Raw genomic sequence first — 15,656 nt, 5'->3', positions numbered from 1 at the left:
TTAAGACAGGGACAAGCCTACTATAGTCGATTATTTATCGTCATTTACTTCTTCGAAGTCACCTTCAACGGTACCATCATCATTATTATCTTGATTTTCATTTTGGCCTTCTGCTTGGTTAGCTTCGTAAAGTTTTACCGTTAATTGTTGAAGAACTTCCATTAATTCGTCCTTCTTAGCCTTCATCTCATCAGTATTTCCAGCTTCTTGGGCAGCCTTTAGTTCGTCTTTTAATTGGTTGGCTTTATCGATGTCTGCTTGATCTGCTTTACCTTCAACATCTTTAGTAGTTTTTTCGGTTTGATGGATGATTTGTTCAACTTCATTCTTCAATTCTGCTTCTTCTTTACGCTTGTTATCTTCTTCAGCGTTAGCTTCAGCATCTTTCATCATGCGGTCAATTTCTTCATCGGTTAAACCAGAATTAGATTGAATGGTAATCGCTTGCTCCTTACCGGTGCCTTTATCTGTGGCTGAAACATTAACGATCCCGTTTTTGTCAATATCAAATTTCACTTCGATTTGAGGGACACCACGAGGAGCTGGGTTAATATCGGTTAATTGGAAACGACCTAAAGTCTTGTTGTCAGCAGCCATAGGACGTTCACCTTGTAAGACGTGGATATCTACAGCGGGTTGGTTATCTGCAGCCGTTGAAAAGACTTGGGATTTAGAGGTTGGGATAGTCGTGTTCCGATCAATTAATTTGGTGAAGACCCCACCCATGGTTTCAATACCTAAGGATAGTGGCGTAACATCGAGCAAGACAACGTCTTTAACGTCACCAGTAATCACACCACCTTGAATAGCAGCACCCATAGCAACCACTTCATCAGGGTTAACACCACGGTGTGGGTCTTGGCCAGTTAATTCTTTAACATGGTCAACCACTGCCGGAATACGGGTAGAACCACCAACTAAAATCACTTGGTCAATATCTGACTTGGATAAGTCAGCGTCAGCTAAGGCTTGTTGAACGGGTTTAGTGGTCCGGTCAACTAAGTCATCAGTAAGTTCGTTGAATTTTGCCCGAGTTAAGGTTAATTCTAAGTGTAATGGACCACTTTCACCAGCAGAGATGAATGGTAAGCTGATTTGTGTAGAGGTAACTCCGGATAAATCCTTTTTCGCTTTTTCTGCAGCATCTTTGAGACGTTGCATAGCCATTTTGTCATTGGAAAGATCGATCCCATTATCCTTCTTAAATTCTTCAACTAAGTAGTCCACAATGCGTTGGTCAAAGTCATCCCCACCTAATTTATTATCGCCGGCAGTAGATAAAACTTCAAAGACACCGTCACCGAGTTCTAAGACAGAAACGTCAAAGGTCCCGCCACCTAGGTCAAAGACTAGGATTTGTTCGTCTTTATCATCTTTGTCTAAACCATAAGCTAAAGCAGCTGCAGTAGGTTCGTTAACAATCCGTTCAACTTCTAAGCCGGCAATTTTACCAGCATCTTTGGTTGCTTGACGTTGGGCGTCATTAAAGTAAGCTGGCACAGTAATAACAGCTTTACTTACACTTTCTCCTAAGTAATCTTCAGCGTAGCCTTTTAGGTATTGTAAGATCATAGCAGAAATTTCTTCTGGGGTGTAATCTTTGTCATTGACATGAACCTTGTACCCGGATTCCCCCATATGACGTTTAATCGAAGCAACTGTATTCGGGTTTGTCACCATTTGGCGTTTAGCGACTTCTCCTACTTGAATTTCGCCATCTTTAAAAGCTACTACAGAGGGTGAAGTGCGATTGCCTTCTGGGTTAGTAATAATTACTGGTTCTCCACCTTCTAATACTGAAACGGCAGAGTTTGTAGTTCCTAAGTCAATTCCTATAATTTTACTCATTATTTATTATCTCCTTTTTTATTATTGTGCAACGACTACCATAGCTGGTCTTAAGACACGGTCTTTGATGACATAGCCTTTTTGATAGACTTCAACGATAGTATCTGATTCTTGACCGTCATCAGCAGGAACAGATGAAACGGATTGGTGGAAATTAGGATCAAATTTTTCACCTTTAGGATCAATCGTTTTTATTTCTTCATCATTAAAGGCACTTTGAATACTTTCCAATACCATTTCAATGCCGCGTTTCATACTGCGACTTGCTTCATCATCTGCTTCAATAGTCAAGGCCCGTTCTAAGTTATCAACTGCACCTAAGAGTTTTTCAGCTAAATGTTGGGAACGGTATTTAGCAGCATCTTGTCTTTCCTTATTATTTCTTCTTTGAATATTCTTAATTTCCGCAGATAAGCGAAGAATTTGATCATTTTTTTCTTCAAGTTCTTTCTTTATGCTTTGAAGTTCACTCTCTTTATCATTCTCATGGACTTCTTTATCTTCATCTGCGGTTTTATTTTTCTCATCATCAGCCAGGTGTTCTGACTCATTATCCTTATCGGCTTTATTATTTTGATTTTGTTTCAAATCTTGAGCCTTGTTTTTATCCTGGATAGACTTTTCATCTTCAGTTATATTTTCTGGGTCAACATCCTGATTGTTCTTATTATGAACTTTGCTCATCTGTTTACCCCTCCTCTTTATCATTTTTATAATATGAATCGATATAGTGATTGAGCTGTAGTCTCACACCTTGAAATAGTTGAGCCATTCGCAGGTAAGACATATTTTCTGGGCCGAGAATAGCCACAGAAATCGTTTGTTGATCATTATTACCACCAACAAAATTGGTAGCCATAATAGATAAATGATTGAGGCCATCAGCCTGCATGTCCTTACCTACCTTCACTTGAATCCCTTGATCACCAGGATCAATGAGTGTATCTAATAAGTTAGGATTAGCAAATAGACGATTTAAATTCTCTACCTGTTGGTAAGCATCACTTTGATAGAGATGATTATAGAGATTTGCCTTACCTTTAGCAAAGACGCGTGAAGCATCCATTTTTTTAAGTAAATCTTCGATTATACTTCCTTCATAAAGTAAGCGTCGAATTGATTCATCGAAATAGGACATATAGTTACTTTTAAGGCGTACAAGAACGCTAGGAAGACTTAAACCAATTAAATCACGGTTAATAATATTTGCCATATCCTCTAAGGCTTCCATAGATACACTGTCTGGCAAACGATAAATTTGCGTTTCCACTGTCCCTTCTTCTGTCACTAAGACAAGCATCACTTGCCGGCTAGTTACCGGTACAAAGCGAAAGCCAGCTAAGTGATAATGGTAAGCGTCAGGTCCTAAAGAAATCGCCACATAGTTCGTTAGCTCAGCTAAAAGTTCAGTTGAGCGATTAACGATTTCATCTAAGGCCAAGTAAGGTGATTGAAATATTTCACTCACCTTTTCATTTTCCGCTTCACTTAATCCACTATCGATAATTCCACCATTCTTGGGAAGAATATAATTAATGTAGAAACGATAGCCGGCTTCAGTGGGCACTCTTCCGGAAGACGAGTGCATCTTTTTAATCAAATCAAGTTTTTCAAGTTTTGCCATATCATTTCTAATAGTTGCAGAACTTGCCTCAAGGCCAGTCAGTTTTAGAATCGATTTAGAGCCAATCGGTTCTTCACTTTGACTATAGGCGTCAATAATTGCTTTTAAAACAATAATTTGTCTTTTACTTAACATCTTATCACCTCTTTTAGCACTTGACAGCTCCTTCTGCTAACATATCTATATACTAACATGGTTAAGTGCATATGTCAATAAAAGTCAAACTGTTTTTCAAAGAATTTCCTAGTCATTACAATTCCTATTTTGACCTTTAGCAAAACAATTTCATAGGTAATGTTAAAAGATAGCCCTTACTTAGTAATAACAGCTGGCAGTGATAACTTACTAGCGACTCAACCTTTACCTTGGATCGGTCCCTAGCCTCATACAAAAATGACAAAATAAAAAAAGTTGGCAAATCGACACCAACTTTTTAGAGAATTTAGTTTTGATAATTTTCATATTTTTGTAGACGACTTAGGCAGTCACTTTTATCTTGATTCAACTGTTCCACCATAGCCTCTACACTAGAGAATTTCTTTTCACCCCGTAAATATTCGTACCAAAATACCAGCATTTCTTCACCATAAATTTCTGACTCAAAATCAAACAAGTTAATTTCAATGGTCTTGTCATTATCATCACCAAAAGTGACATTATATCCAATGGAAGCCATCCCCCAGAATAGCTGATGGTTGATTTGACATTGAACCAAATAAACACCAACTTTGGGAATTAAAGTACTGGCCTGGGTATAGATATTAGCCGTTGGAAAGCCTAGGGTACGGCCTCGTTTAAAGCCGTTAATGACCAAACCACGGAAGAAATAAGGATAGCCCAGCGCCTGGTTAGCTTCTTCCAATGATCCCTCAGTTAGCTCCTTGCGAATCTGTTTGGAAGCAATTTTATTATTATTTTCATTCAATACGGGGACTTCAATAATTTTGAAGCGATCTTCAGCATAGTCTGGCAAGTTTTTCATATTAGCTATGGCTTTAGCTCCATAGGTATAATCAAAGCCCGCAACAACTACCTTAGCATTTAAGCCAACCAGATAATTATCAACGAAAGCTTTGGGGCTTTGATTAGAAAAGGCACTGGTATAATCAACTAAGTAAACCCGATCTACCCCAAAAGTCTCAAGTAAAAGCATCTTTTCTTGATTTTGCGTCAGGTATTTCATTTGATTAGGGTGAAGGTCTTGATTAACAATTAAAGGTGAAATATTAAATGTCATCACTGCTAATGGAAGCTTGCGTTTGAAGGCTTCCTTCCTTGCAGCTTTAATCACTGCTTGATGGCCACGGTGGACACCATCAAAAAAACCCAAAGCTAAAACGATGCCCTCATTATTTTTAAGATTCTGATCTATGGGATGATGAATGGTTATTACTTGCATAAGACACCTCATTGTTAAAGTCATCAGTTATATCAGCATTTTTAACGGTTTCATTTGTTCTTCATCACTGGGATGTTGTCCATAAATAGCCATGAGTCCTTGCTGGCCATAAAAAGCCACCGGCAATTGGTCTCGATATTCTTCGGCCAAATTATTTTTATTTAAAACCGCCCCGTTGCTGACGAGTTTTTCTAATTTGCCACTAATCTCAATATGAACTAAGTCTTGGATCAAAAAATCGATGGGAAAAATAAAATCATTTTTTCCTTGACTAATTTGATCTTCAATTTCAGATAAAGTAAAGCATTGTGATTGGGTAAAGGGGCTCGAGGCTATCCGACTAAGGTCAGTCATGGTCGCAGCATAGCCTAGTGCCTCTCCTAAGTCTGAAGCAAGGGTCCTCACATATGTCCCCTTGCCACACCGGACGCGAAAATTAAAACTTTGCACTTGCTGGCCTTGATCGTATCGGCAGGGCTTTATAAGGTCAAATTCATAGACATTAACCAGTCTTTTCGGGCGGTCAACCTTCTCACCATGGCGGGCATAGTCATATAACTTTCGACCGTTAACCTTAACAGCAGAATACATGGGAGGGACTTGAGTAATTGTACCTAACATGCTATCCATAGCTTTTTGAATAAGCTGTCCATCGACAGCTTCCTTCACAGGCGTTTGGCGAACAATTTTTCCGTCCAAATCTTCTGTTTCTGTTTGAAAACCTAAGGTAATTTCTCCTTGATAGACCTTTTCCTTATCAGTGATCCAATTAGCCATTTTTGTCGCCTTATTCACACAAATTGGCAATACGCCACTCACATTGGGATCCAAGGTACCGGTATGTCCCACCCGTCTGGTCTTTAACAATTTACGTAAGGCATTGACACAATCGTGACTAGTCATCCCTCTTTCCTTCCATAAAGGAATTATGCCATCCATGGCTTCACCTCCTATTATTTAATACTTACAAAATCTTCGATTAACTGACAGAAGTCATCTGCATATTTATCTGCCTTTACTGGACCTACCCCGCTAATATCAAGAAATTCATGATAGTTCTTAGGCTTTATTTCCACCATATCAAGAAGACTCTGGTTATTAAAAATAATATAGGCAGGAACATTTTCTTCACTAGCTAAACTATAGCGTAATTCACGAAGTGCTTCAAATAATTCTTCATCTTCTGGCGATAAATGATCAGTCAATGATTGAGCTTTCTGACTAGTCTTCGTTTTATTTTCTGATCGAATATAGGCAGATTCTTTAATATAAAGGCACTTATTTCCTTTTAGAATAGGTAGCGCCTTTTTCGTAAGGCTAAGTCCCTTATATTCATTAACCGCCAAGGCCCCTTCAGAAATTAATTGAGAAATAATATTCTTAATTGTTTGCTCATTCATGTCTTTTAACAAAGCATAGGTTGATAATTGGTCAAAATGTTTCTCTTTAATTTTTTGGAGTTTTTTACCTTTTAAAACATCTGTGACTAGGGTCATGCCATAAGGATAAGCCATTCTAACAATACAAGAGAGGATCATTTGTCCTTCTCGACTGACATCAACCTTTTTGACTTGCTGCAAACAATTGGAGCAATTTTGGCAATGGTCAGGAGCTTCCTGACCGAAGTAGGCTAAAATGTGTTGTCTCAAGCAGGAAGAGGTCGTTGCATAATTAATCATATCATTTAAGCGACCTTCACTAGTGGGATCATTGCTTTGACTAATTAAAAATTTAGCGGTCAAGATATCCTTGGGGCTGTAGAGAAGAATGGCTCTAGCCGGCAAGCCGTCTCTGCCTGCCCGGCCTGCTTCTTGGTAGTAACTCTCTAAATTAGTGGGCAAGTTATAATGGATCACCCGCCGAACATCAGGTTTATCAATTCCCATCCCAAAGGCATTGGTTGCTACAATGATATTAGTACGCTCATAGATAAAGTCATTTTGCGAAGCCATACGGTCTGCTGGGCTCATTCCCGCATGGTAAGCGCTCACCGGAAGGCCTTGGTCACTTAGCCATTCACTCAAACGATCAACAGTTTTTCGAGAAGAAGCATAAATGATAGCTGCTTCTTCTTTATCTATTAAATCCATTACAGTCTTCTTCTTTGATTCTGGTTCCATTACCTCAAAAGTCAGGTTGGGACGATCAAAGGAATTAATGAGGACATAGGGGTTCTCAAGAGCCAATTGATGAATAATATCCTGTTGAACCCGATTGGTAGCTGTGGCTGTAAAGGCACTGACAACCGGTCGGTGATTTAACAGACCAATAAAGTTAGCAATCTCTCTATAAGAGGCTCTAAAGTCGTGTCCCCATTGGGAAACACAGTGGGCTTCATCAATAGCTATTTGATCTAAGGGTAAGTCATTAGCTAATTGTAGAAAAGACTCGCTCTTTAACCTTTCTGGTGATATATAAATCAGCTTGACATGTCCAGAATTGATCCTTTCCAGGACAGCAAAATAATCCTCACTGGATAGACTGGAGTTTAGATAGACACTATGAATTCCATGTTCATTAAGACTATCTACTTGGTCCTTCATTAATGAGATTAAAGGAGAGATTACTAAAGTAATACCAGGTAAGATTAAAGCAGGTAATTGATAGCAAATTGATTTGCCTCCGCCAGTGGGTAGAATCCCCAAACTATCGCGACCAGCTAGAATACTCTCAATGAGTTCCTTTTGTCCGGGGCGAAACGTTTTATAGCCAAAATATTTTTCCAAAGCATGCTCAATTAGCATAGAAACCTCCCTCTCCATCACGTTTTTTTATTATAACAAATTTTCTAGAGGCTTAGGGATATTTCACCTTTAAGATGCAAAGAAAAAAGACTAGAAGTGCTACAACTTGTCTCTTTAACCAAGTGAAGTAGCACTTTCTAGTTCTTGTTGTTTTACTATTTAATTAGCTTTTCTAGGTCTGCATCGATCAACTTAGCCAATGATTAATACATTCCTGATCTGCCATCAGCTAAATTAATATAGATATTTTTTGCTTGGGTATAGGCATTGAGAATCATTTTATGAGTTTCTCGACCAATCCCTGAATCCTTGTAGCCCCCAAATGGTGCCCCAGCTTCAAAGCTATTATAGGTATTAATCCAAATTCGTCCCGTTCTTACTCCACGAGCTACCTTAAAGGCGGTATCTAAATTTTTAGTAAATACACCTCCTGCTAAGCCATAGTCACTATCATTAGCAATACGGATGGCGTCGTCGACGTCTTTAAATTTAATCACAGTAGCAACAGGGCCAAAAATTTCTTCTTGCGCCACCCGCATACTATTGTCTGCCAGAAGTAAGGTTGGTTCAAAGTAATAGCCCTTTTCAAGGTCTCCTTCTGAAGCTGAATGACCACCGGTAATAATTTCAGCTCCTTCATCTAAAGCTACTTGAATGTATTCGCTCACCTTTTGATGTTGCGCTTGACTAGCTTGGGCACCTAATTGGGTGTCCTTTTCCCAAGGCAAACCAACTTTCACCTTTTTAAATTCTTCTTTTAAGCGACCGATAAATTCATCATAAATCGATTCTTGCACTAAAATTCGTGATCCTGCTGAGCATACTTCCCCTTGATTGAATAAGATACCCAATTGAGCTCCTTCTAAGGCTTGTTCCATATCCATATCTTCAAAGAAAATATTGGCCGATTTTCCGCCTAATTCCAGGGTAGCTGGGATGAGGTTTTCAGCTGCTGAAATCCCTACTTGGCGGCCAACCGAAGTTGACCCGGTAAAGGCGATTTTATCAATATCTGGATGGTGTTGGAGGTATTCCCCACTCTTTGAACCGCTCCCAGTAATAATATTTAATACACCCTTTGGTAAGAGATCATTGATTAATTTAGCTAACTCTAAAACGCTTAGAGAAGTGGAAGAGGAGGGTTTTAATACAATGGTATCCCCCGCTGCTAAAGCTGGCGCTATTTTCCAGGCCGCCATTAAAAAAGGAAAGTTCCAAGGAATAATCTGGCCGACAACGCCAATTGGTTCCCGGAGAACCATGGATAAGGTATTGTCGTCTAACATTTTAAAACTATCTTCCTCGCTACGAATAACACTAGCGAAGTAACGAAAATGGTCAGCTGCTAAAGGAATATCAGCTCCTTGGGTTTCTCGAATCGGCTTACCATTATCCAGGGTTTCAATTAAAGCCAAACGCTCTTGGTTATCTTCGATAACATCTGCAATTTGATTAAGAGTTTTGGCTCTTTCTTTGACATCCGTTCTTCCCCATTTTGGAAAGGCTTGGCGGGCAGCAGCAACGGCTTGATTGACATCTTCCTCAGTGGCATCGGTAATTTCAGCTAATTTTTCGCCATTTGCTGGGCTATAATCTTCAATCGTGTCTTGCCCACTGCCATTAGTCCATTCACCATTGATTAACAATTGATAACGCTTTTCAAGTTTAAGGTCTTTAATATCCATTGTTATCTCCCTTCATCTCAGAATACAGTTAAAAATGTAATCTCAGTATACCTAAAAAGTGCTTTCATTAAAAGGATTTGGCTTTACTTAATTAGCTAATAATAACTCATCATTATTGAGACTTTCACCGACATTATGATGGAAGAGTTGTAGTAAGTCGTCAATACTACAATTTTCTTTCTCTTCTCCAGAGATATCAACAACTACTTGGCCATCATGAAGCATGATTAAACGATTGCCATAAGCTAGCGCATCATTCATATCATGGGTGATCATTAGAGTAGTCAGTTGATATTGGCTGACCAAGTCTTGGGTTAAAGACATTACCATTGCACTTGTGCGCGGATCTAAGGCAGCCGTATGCTCGTCAAGAAGTAATAGTTTTGGAGTTTGTAAGACAGCCATAAGTAAAGTTAAGACTTGACGTTGGCCCCCTGATAAGGAACTTACCCGTTCTTGCATCCGGTTTTCTAAACCCATGCCTAAGGTACTTAAACGGGAGCGAAATTCTTCGCGCATATCTTTTGTAATAGATGTTTGAAAGCTGCGCTTGTGTCCTCGCTTATAAGCAATGGCTAAGTTTTCTTCTACGCTAAGGGATTTCGCTGTGCCCATTTGTGGGTCTTGAAAGACCCGACTAATCATTTTTGCGCGTTTATAAGCTGGTAAAGCAGAAATTTCACGGTCGTCTAAATAAATCTGTCCAGAGCTCAAAGGAATCGTTCCGGCAATAAGATTCATCATGGTTGATTTTCCTGCGCCGTTGCTGCCAATAACACTAATAAAATCGTTATCTTTAATCGAAAGATTTAAATCTTTAATGACCTGATGGGGTTTACTCGATTGCGTTTGAAATACCTTATTTAAATTCTTTAATTGAACTAATTCATTCATGATCATTTTCCTTTCTTTAATCATTTAAATGAGCGCTTTTCTTAGTCTTCCATTCTACTTGTGGGCCCCATAGGATAATTGCTAAGACTATGGCGGATAGTATCTTGATATCACTTGGTAAAATCGGAATATATTTCATGATTAAGTCGATAATTACTCGGTAGATAATCGCACCCAAAATAATTGACAATAAACGACTTGGTAATTTTACTTGGCTTAATAAGACTTCGCCAATCACAATGGCAGCTAGACCAATGACGATGGTTCCGGTTCCCATTGATAGGTCAGCATAGCCGTTATACTGAGCGATTAAAGCCCCTGATAGAGCAATCAAGGCATTGGAAATCATGTAGCCCACTAATTGCACGTGGTCCGTTCGAATCCCGTTAGCTTCTGCCATTAAGGCATTATCACCAGTTGCAATTAAACTCAATCCGTACTCAGTGCCCATAAAAATCACAAGTCCTAAAACAATAACCATGACGGTTAATAAGCCTAGTAAAAATGGTGACCATGTTGTCGATAAGCCTAAGTTCTCTAAGGAAGTTAACAAAGTTTTTTCTCCTAGTAAGGGAGTATTAGCTTGACCCATGACCCTTAAATTAATGGAATAAAGTCCAGTCATGGTCAAAATTCCTGCTAAGAGGGTCGGTATTTTCATCTTTGTGGTCATAAAACCTGTTAGAAAGCCAGCCAGAGCACCGGCTAGAAGAGCCGCTAGAACCGCTAAAAAGGGATGAACCTGATTAACTAATAATTTAGCACAAACTGCCGCCCCCAGAGGGAAACTCCCCTCTGCTGATAAGTCGGCTAAGCCTAAGATTCTAAAAGTAATATATACCCCAATGGCCAAAATTGACCACATCATTCCCTGCGAAACACTAGATATCATTAAATCCATTCTTTTTACACCTCTTCTAAATATGCCTTATCTGGCTATTTAACTTTCATTTCCTTTAATAATTATTGATCGCTTTGATTACTATTCCTTCAAACGCGCCTTTAATTCTTCACTATCCATTCCCAAGGCAGCAGCCATTTCATCATTTACCTTAACGACTAGTTCCTTAGACATTTCTACTGGAGTTTCTTCAGGCTTTTTATCGCCCTTGAGAATATCCACTGCCATATTCCCGGTTTGTTGTCCCAATTTATAGTAGTCTACCCCATAGGCACATAAGGAACCTTCGATAGCAGCATCGAAAGCGGCTACGGATGGTGTCTTGGTCTCCATTAAGACTTTACCGATCGTTTGAATGGTATTAGCAATGGTGTTATCTGTTGGAAGGTAAATTCCATCTACTTTTTCTGCTAAGATTTTAGTCGCTTGTTGGACTTCATTAGTTGATGTCACCGTCATACTTTCGACCTTTAAGCCCTTGGATTCGATATATTCCTTGGCTTGTTCATATTGGACTTCTGAGTTTACTTCACTTGAGTTATATAAAATCCCGATGGTTTTGATGGATGGATCAGCCTTTAATAATAAATCAACAACATCACCGACAGGAGCCATATCACTAGTACCGGTCATATTTTTACCCGGTTTTTCCATACTTTCAACTAATTTAGCGCCGACCGGATCAGTAACCGCGGTAAATAATTGCGGGGTCTCCTTGTCAGTATTGAGCATGGCTTGTGCAGCTGGAGTAGCAATACTTAAAACCAGGTCCTTTTTTCCCTTTAATTGCTGGGTAATGCTTTGCAAGTTCGATTGATCGCCTTGGGAATTGTGGAATTCAATCGCTAAATTCTTCCCTTCTTCATAGCCGGCTTCTTTCAGGCTATCTTGGAACCCTTCCTTGGCTCTTTGTAGGGAATCATGTTCCATATATTGGATAATCCCCACATCCACCTTATCATTACTACTTTCCTTGCCTTGATTTGAACAAGCGGCTAGTGTACAGGTTAAGAGACCTGCTGCTAGATAACGTAAATATTTTTTCATCATTTTTCCTCCATAAAACTAAATAAACACAATTGATTTGCTATTTTTTCTGACAGCTAAACGGACCTTCCATACTATCACTCTCCCAAAAGGTATAAAAAAAGCCCACCTAGTTTGGACAAAACTAAATGGGCTTATTAATAGCATATATTAATGGTGGTGCCACCCATTTAGAATTTATCCATTCTATGAGGGCTAGACACGCTTAAGATCCTTAGCCATCATAGATACAAACTTAAGTTTGACGTTTGTATCTATGATGTTTCATAGTACAAACGCTATCTAAAATAGCTAAAGTAAAATCGTACATTTTGATAAGTAGAGCATGCGCTCTGCTTGATAAGATATTTAACTGACATGATCACATGCTCCTTTCTTAAGCTGTTGAAGTAATATTAAACAATTTTTAAGGCAGAGTCAACTCTTAATTTAAAATATAAGTTTATATTTTCTAGATTTTTAAATTTGATTTTTTTAATAAAAGAGCGAAAAGACTTATTTAAGGGTATTCTTGGAGAATATTTTTTTAAAATCGATCTATTATTTTGATCGATCTTGATCATTATTTCAAAATATGCTCTGATTTCTTAATCCACTCGGCTAATCTTTTATTAAAATTTCATTTCTAAGTTTCAGTTTAAAAGAAAAAAGAGGCCTACAGATACACAGCCTCTTTTCAAAATATATTTCAAGCGCTGAGCAAGCTTTCGTTGGAAGAAGATGGTGAAAAAATCTCTTTGAAAATTTTGACACATTTTTCTTCCAACGGTCTTGCTCTTTGACGCGCTTGTCACAGTCTCTTCTAAGAATATTAATCTTCTTTATTTAACTGAGCCAATAACTGGTCAATACGTTGACCATATTCGATCGATTCATCCCGCTTAAAGACAACTTCTGGTGTCTTATAAATACGTAAGCGTTGACCTAACAACGAACGTACTAAGCCACTGACCTTATCAAGTCCCTTTTGCACTTTTTCATGCTCACTTTGTGAATCAGATAAGGTGGAATAATAAATGGTAGCGTTTTGTAAATCACCAGTTAAATCAACATCAGTAATGGTAATATTTTTGACACGAGGATCTTTCACTTCTTTACGCAGAATCGAGTTAACTTCGCGTAAGATTTCTTGACTAACTCGCTCTACGCGACGATTCGTAGACATAAAACCACTCCTTGTTAAATATTAACGCTTCACTTCTACCATATGGTAGGCTTCGATTTGATCGTCCACTTTAATATCATTATAGTCTTCAATCATCAATCCACATTCATAGCCTTTGTTAACTTGTTTAACATCATCTTGGAAACGGCGTAGTGAAGATAATTGGCCTTCATAGATAACAATATTATCGCGAATTAAGCGAATTTTACTGTTTCTTTCGATATATCCATCCGTGACATAACCTCCACCGATAGTTCCTAACTTAGAAACATGGTAGGTTTCCCGAATCGTTACATAACCCGTAATTTCTTCTTTATATTCTGGATCTAACTGACCTTTCATTGCATCTTCAACTTCTTGAAGCGCGTTGTAAATCACGTTATGAAGACGAATTTCGACTTCTTCTTCTTGGGCTTGGGTTTTAGCTGTTGGTGTTGGTCTGACATTGAAACCAATAATAACTGCATTGGAAGCTGCCGCTAAGGATACATCACTCTCGTTAATGGCACCGACAGCACCATGAATAATATCAACCTTAACGCCTTCAACATCAATTTTCTTCATACTGGAGGCAATAGCCTCAACAGAACCTTGGACATCGGCCTTAATAATAATATTAACGGTCTTCATTTCGCCTTCTTTAATGGTATCAAACAGGTTATCAAGGGTCACCTTATGGGTTTGATGGCGGCGTAATTCTTGAGCTTGTTGGGCACGACGTTCACCAATATTTCTGGCAGTCTTTTCATCATCAAAGACCACAAAACGGTCGCCTGCTTGAGGAGCTTCTTGTAGACCGGTAATTTCAATTGGCGTTGAAGGACCTGCTGATTTAATCCGACGACCTTGGTCGTTAGTCATGGTACGAACCCGTCCATAAGTGTCTCCTACAACAATAGCGTCTCCTTGGTGTAAAGTCCCTTCTTGAACCAAAATAGTCGCTACGGCACCACGATGGGCATCTAATTCCGCTTCAATCACAGAACCAAGGGCGTTGCGATTAGGATTGGCTTTTAGTTCTTCAACTTCAGCCACTAAGAGAATCATTTCAAGTAATTCATCAATATTTTCACCAAACTTGGCTGAAATATTAACAAAAATGGTATCGCCGCCCCATTCTTCTGGAATCAACTCATATTCGGTTAATTCTTGTTTAACGCGGTCAGGGTTGGCCTGTGGTTTATCAATTTTATTAACTGCTACGATAATAGGTACTTCAGCTGCCTTAGCATGGTTAATGGCTTCAACAGTTTGTGGCATAACACCATCATCAGCTGCTACAACAATGACGACAATATCGGTAACGTCAGCTCCACGTGAACGCATGGTAGTGAAGGCCGCGTGTCCCGGAGTATCTAAAAAGGTAATTTCTTTGTCATTAGCATGGACTTGGTAGGCACCAATATGTTGGGTAATGCCACCAGCTTCCCCTTCAACCACGTTAGCGTGTCTTAAGTAATCTAGTAAGGTAGTTTTCCCGTGGTCAACGTGACCCATAATGGTTACAACGGCTGGACGTTCTTGTAAATTATCCGCTTTTTCTTCTTTAGCCTCTTCAAAATAATGGTCGAAGTCAGTAGGATCAATGATAACCTTTTCTTCAGCTTCAATGCCATATTCAGCTAAAATTAATTGAATAGTATCTGAATCTAAAGCTTGGTTTTGGTTGGCCATAACACCAAGCATCATCAAACTCTTAATAATATCAGCTGGAGACCTTTTGATTTTTTTAGCTAACTCAGCAACGGTCATGCCATCAGTAAATTCAATTTTTTCTGGGCTTTCTTTTTTCTTGCGGCTAGGAGCCGAAGAATTATTATGTTGGACTTTTTTACGTTGATTATGTTTTAAATGCTTGTCCTCATATTTTGATTGTTTGTTATTTTTACGGCGATTCTTTTTATTGTTTTTCTTATTGGCCTTTTTATTAGTGTTTGATTGGCTGTTCTTGCCGGATTGACCGTCCTTCTTTTTATGGTCTTGGCCTTTTTCTTCTTGCTTATTCGCTGGTTTTTTCTCGCCTTTGTTATGATTATGCTTTTCTTGTTTTTTACCAGCTTTTTCAGACTGAGATTGCTTATTACCTTGTTTCTCTTGGCTAGACTCTTTTTGCTTAGGCTGACTTTTTCCCTTTGCAAAATACTTTTCCATGGTTTGGATATCTTCATCTGTCATCGAAGACATATGGCTAGTGTAGGATAATCCAGCCTTTTTAGCACTAGCTAATAACTCCTTACTAGAAATATTTTTTTCTTTTGCATATTCATAGACACGTTTTTTTGACATGTCATCACCTTCCTTAATCTTATCGCTTCATGATTTGTTCTCTCCTATAAGAAATATCACTTG

At 38.7% G+C, this 15,656-nt stretch carries 12 protein-coding genes; all 12 read right to left on the bottom strand.

Annotation, left to right across the window (positions count from 1 at the left end):
- Window positions 1–30: 30 nt before the first annotated feature.
- The 12 genes from dnaK to infB all read right to left on the bottom strand — a co-directional run bounded on the left by dnaK (window position 31) and on the right by infB (window position 15,593).
- Complete coding sequence (gene dnaK, locus DBT49_RS05010; RefSeq protein ID WP_070560238.1) at window positions 31–1,848, bottom strand: molecular chaperone DnaK; 1,818 nt, start codon at window positions 1,846–1,848, stop codon at window positions 31–33.
- A 21-nt stretch (window positions 1,849–1,869) separates the two neighbouring features.
- The gene (gene grpE / locus DBT49_RS05005) at window positions 1,870–2,532 is read right to left on the bottom strand and encodes a nucleotide exchange factor GrpE (protein WP_083300516.1); all 663 of its coding nucleotides are present in this window, start codon (window positions 2,530–2,532) and stop codon (window positions 1,870–1,872) included.
- Window positions 2,533–2,536: 4 nt separating this feature from the next.
- Complete coding sequence (gene hrcA / locus DBT49_RS05000; protein ID WP_111872351.1) at window positions 2,537–3,607, bottom strand: heat-inducible transcriptional repressor HrcA; 1,071 nt, start codon at window positions 3,605–3,607, stop codon at window positions 2,537–2,539.
- Between the two features lie 307 nt (window positions 3,608–3,914).
- Complete coding sequence (gene ribF / locus DBT49_RS04995; protein WP_013669069.1) at window positions 3,915–4,871, bottom strand: riboflavin biosynthesis protein RibF; 957 nt, start codon at window positions 4,869–4,871, stop codon at window positions 3,915–3,917.
- A gap of 27 nt (window positions 4,872–4,898) precedes the next feature.
- The gene (gene truB, locus DBT49_RS04990; protein ID WP_070560240.1) at window positions 4,899–5,810 is read right to left on the bottom strand and encodes a tRNA pseudouridine(55) synthase TruB; all 912 of its coding nucleotides are present in this window, start codon (window positions 5,808–5,810) and stop codon (window positions 4,899–4,901) included.
- Window positions 5,811–5,824: 14 nt separating this feature from the next.
- Window positions 5,825–7,615 (bottom strand): DNA helicase RecQ, encoded by a 1,791-nt coding sequence (gene recQ, locus DBT49_RS04985; protein ID WP_070560242.1) that lies wholly within the window; start codon window positions 7,613–7,615, stop codon window positions 5,825–5,827.
- 203 nt (window positions 7,616–7,818) lie between these two features.
- Window positions 7,819–9,300, bottom strand: coding sequence for an aldehyde dehydrogenase family protein (locus DBT49_RS04980; protein ID WP_070560244.1), 1,482 nt, complete (start codon window positions 9,298–9,300; stop codon window positions 7,819–7,821).
- Between the two features lie 87 nt (window positions 9,301–9,387).
- The gene (locus DBT49_RS04975; protein WP_070560248.1) at window positions 9,388–10,194 is read right to left on the bottom strand and encodes an ABC transporter ATP-binding protein; all 807 of its coding nucleotides are present in this window, start codon (window positions 10,192–10,194) and stop codon (window positions 9,388–9,390) included.
- A 16-nt stretch (window positions 10,195–10,210) separates the two neighbouring features.
- The gene (locus tag DBT49_RS04970) at window positions 10,211–11,095 is read right to left on the bottom strand and encodes an ABC transporter permease (RefSeq protein ID WP_070560250.1); all 885 of its coding nucleotides are present in this window, start codon (window positions 11,093–11,095) and stop codon (window positions 10,211–10,213) included.
- Window positions 11,096–11,176: 81 nt separating this feature from the next.
- Window positions 11,177–12,142: an ABC transporter substrate-binding protein gene (locus DBT49_RS04965; protein WP_101560458.1), complete on the bottom strand. Its 966-nt coding sequence runs from the start codon at window positions 12,140–12,142 to the stop codon at window positions 11,177–11,179.
- 811 nt (window positions 12,143–12,953) lie between these two features.
- The gene (gene rbfA, locus DBT49_RS04960) at window positions 12,954–13,307 is read right to left on the bottom strand and encodes a 30S ribosome-binding factor RbfA (protein ID WP_013669767.1); all 354 of its coding nucleotides are present in this window, start codon (window positions 13,305–13,307) and stop codon (window positions 12,954–12,956) included.
- Between the two features lie 21 nt (window positions 13,308–13,328).
- Complete coding sequence (infB, locus tag DBT49_RS04955) at window positions 13,329–15,593, bottom strand: translation initiation factor IF-2 (RefSeq protein ID WP_070560254.1); 2,265 nt, start codon at window positions 15,591–15,593, stop codon at window positions 13,329–13,331.
- Between the last annotated feature and the right edge of the window lie 63 nt (window positions 15,594–15,656).

Origin of the sequence: Aerococcus mictus, from assembly GCF_003286595.3 — a bacterium.
GTDB classification, from domain to species: domain Bacteria; phylum Bacillota; class Bacilli; order Lactobacillales; family Aerococcaceae; genus Aerococcus; species Aerococcus mictus.
This window is presented reverse-complemented; position numbering and strand designations above follow the sequence as displayed.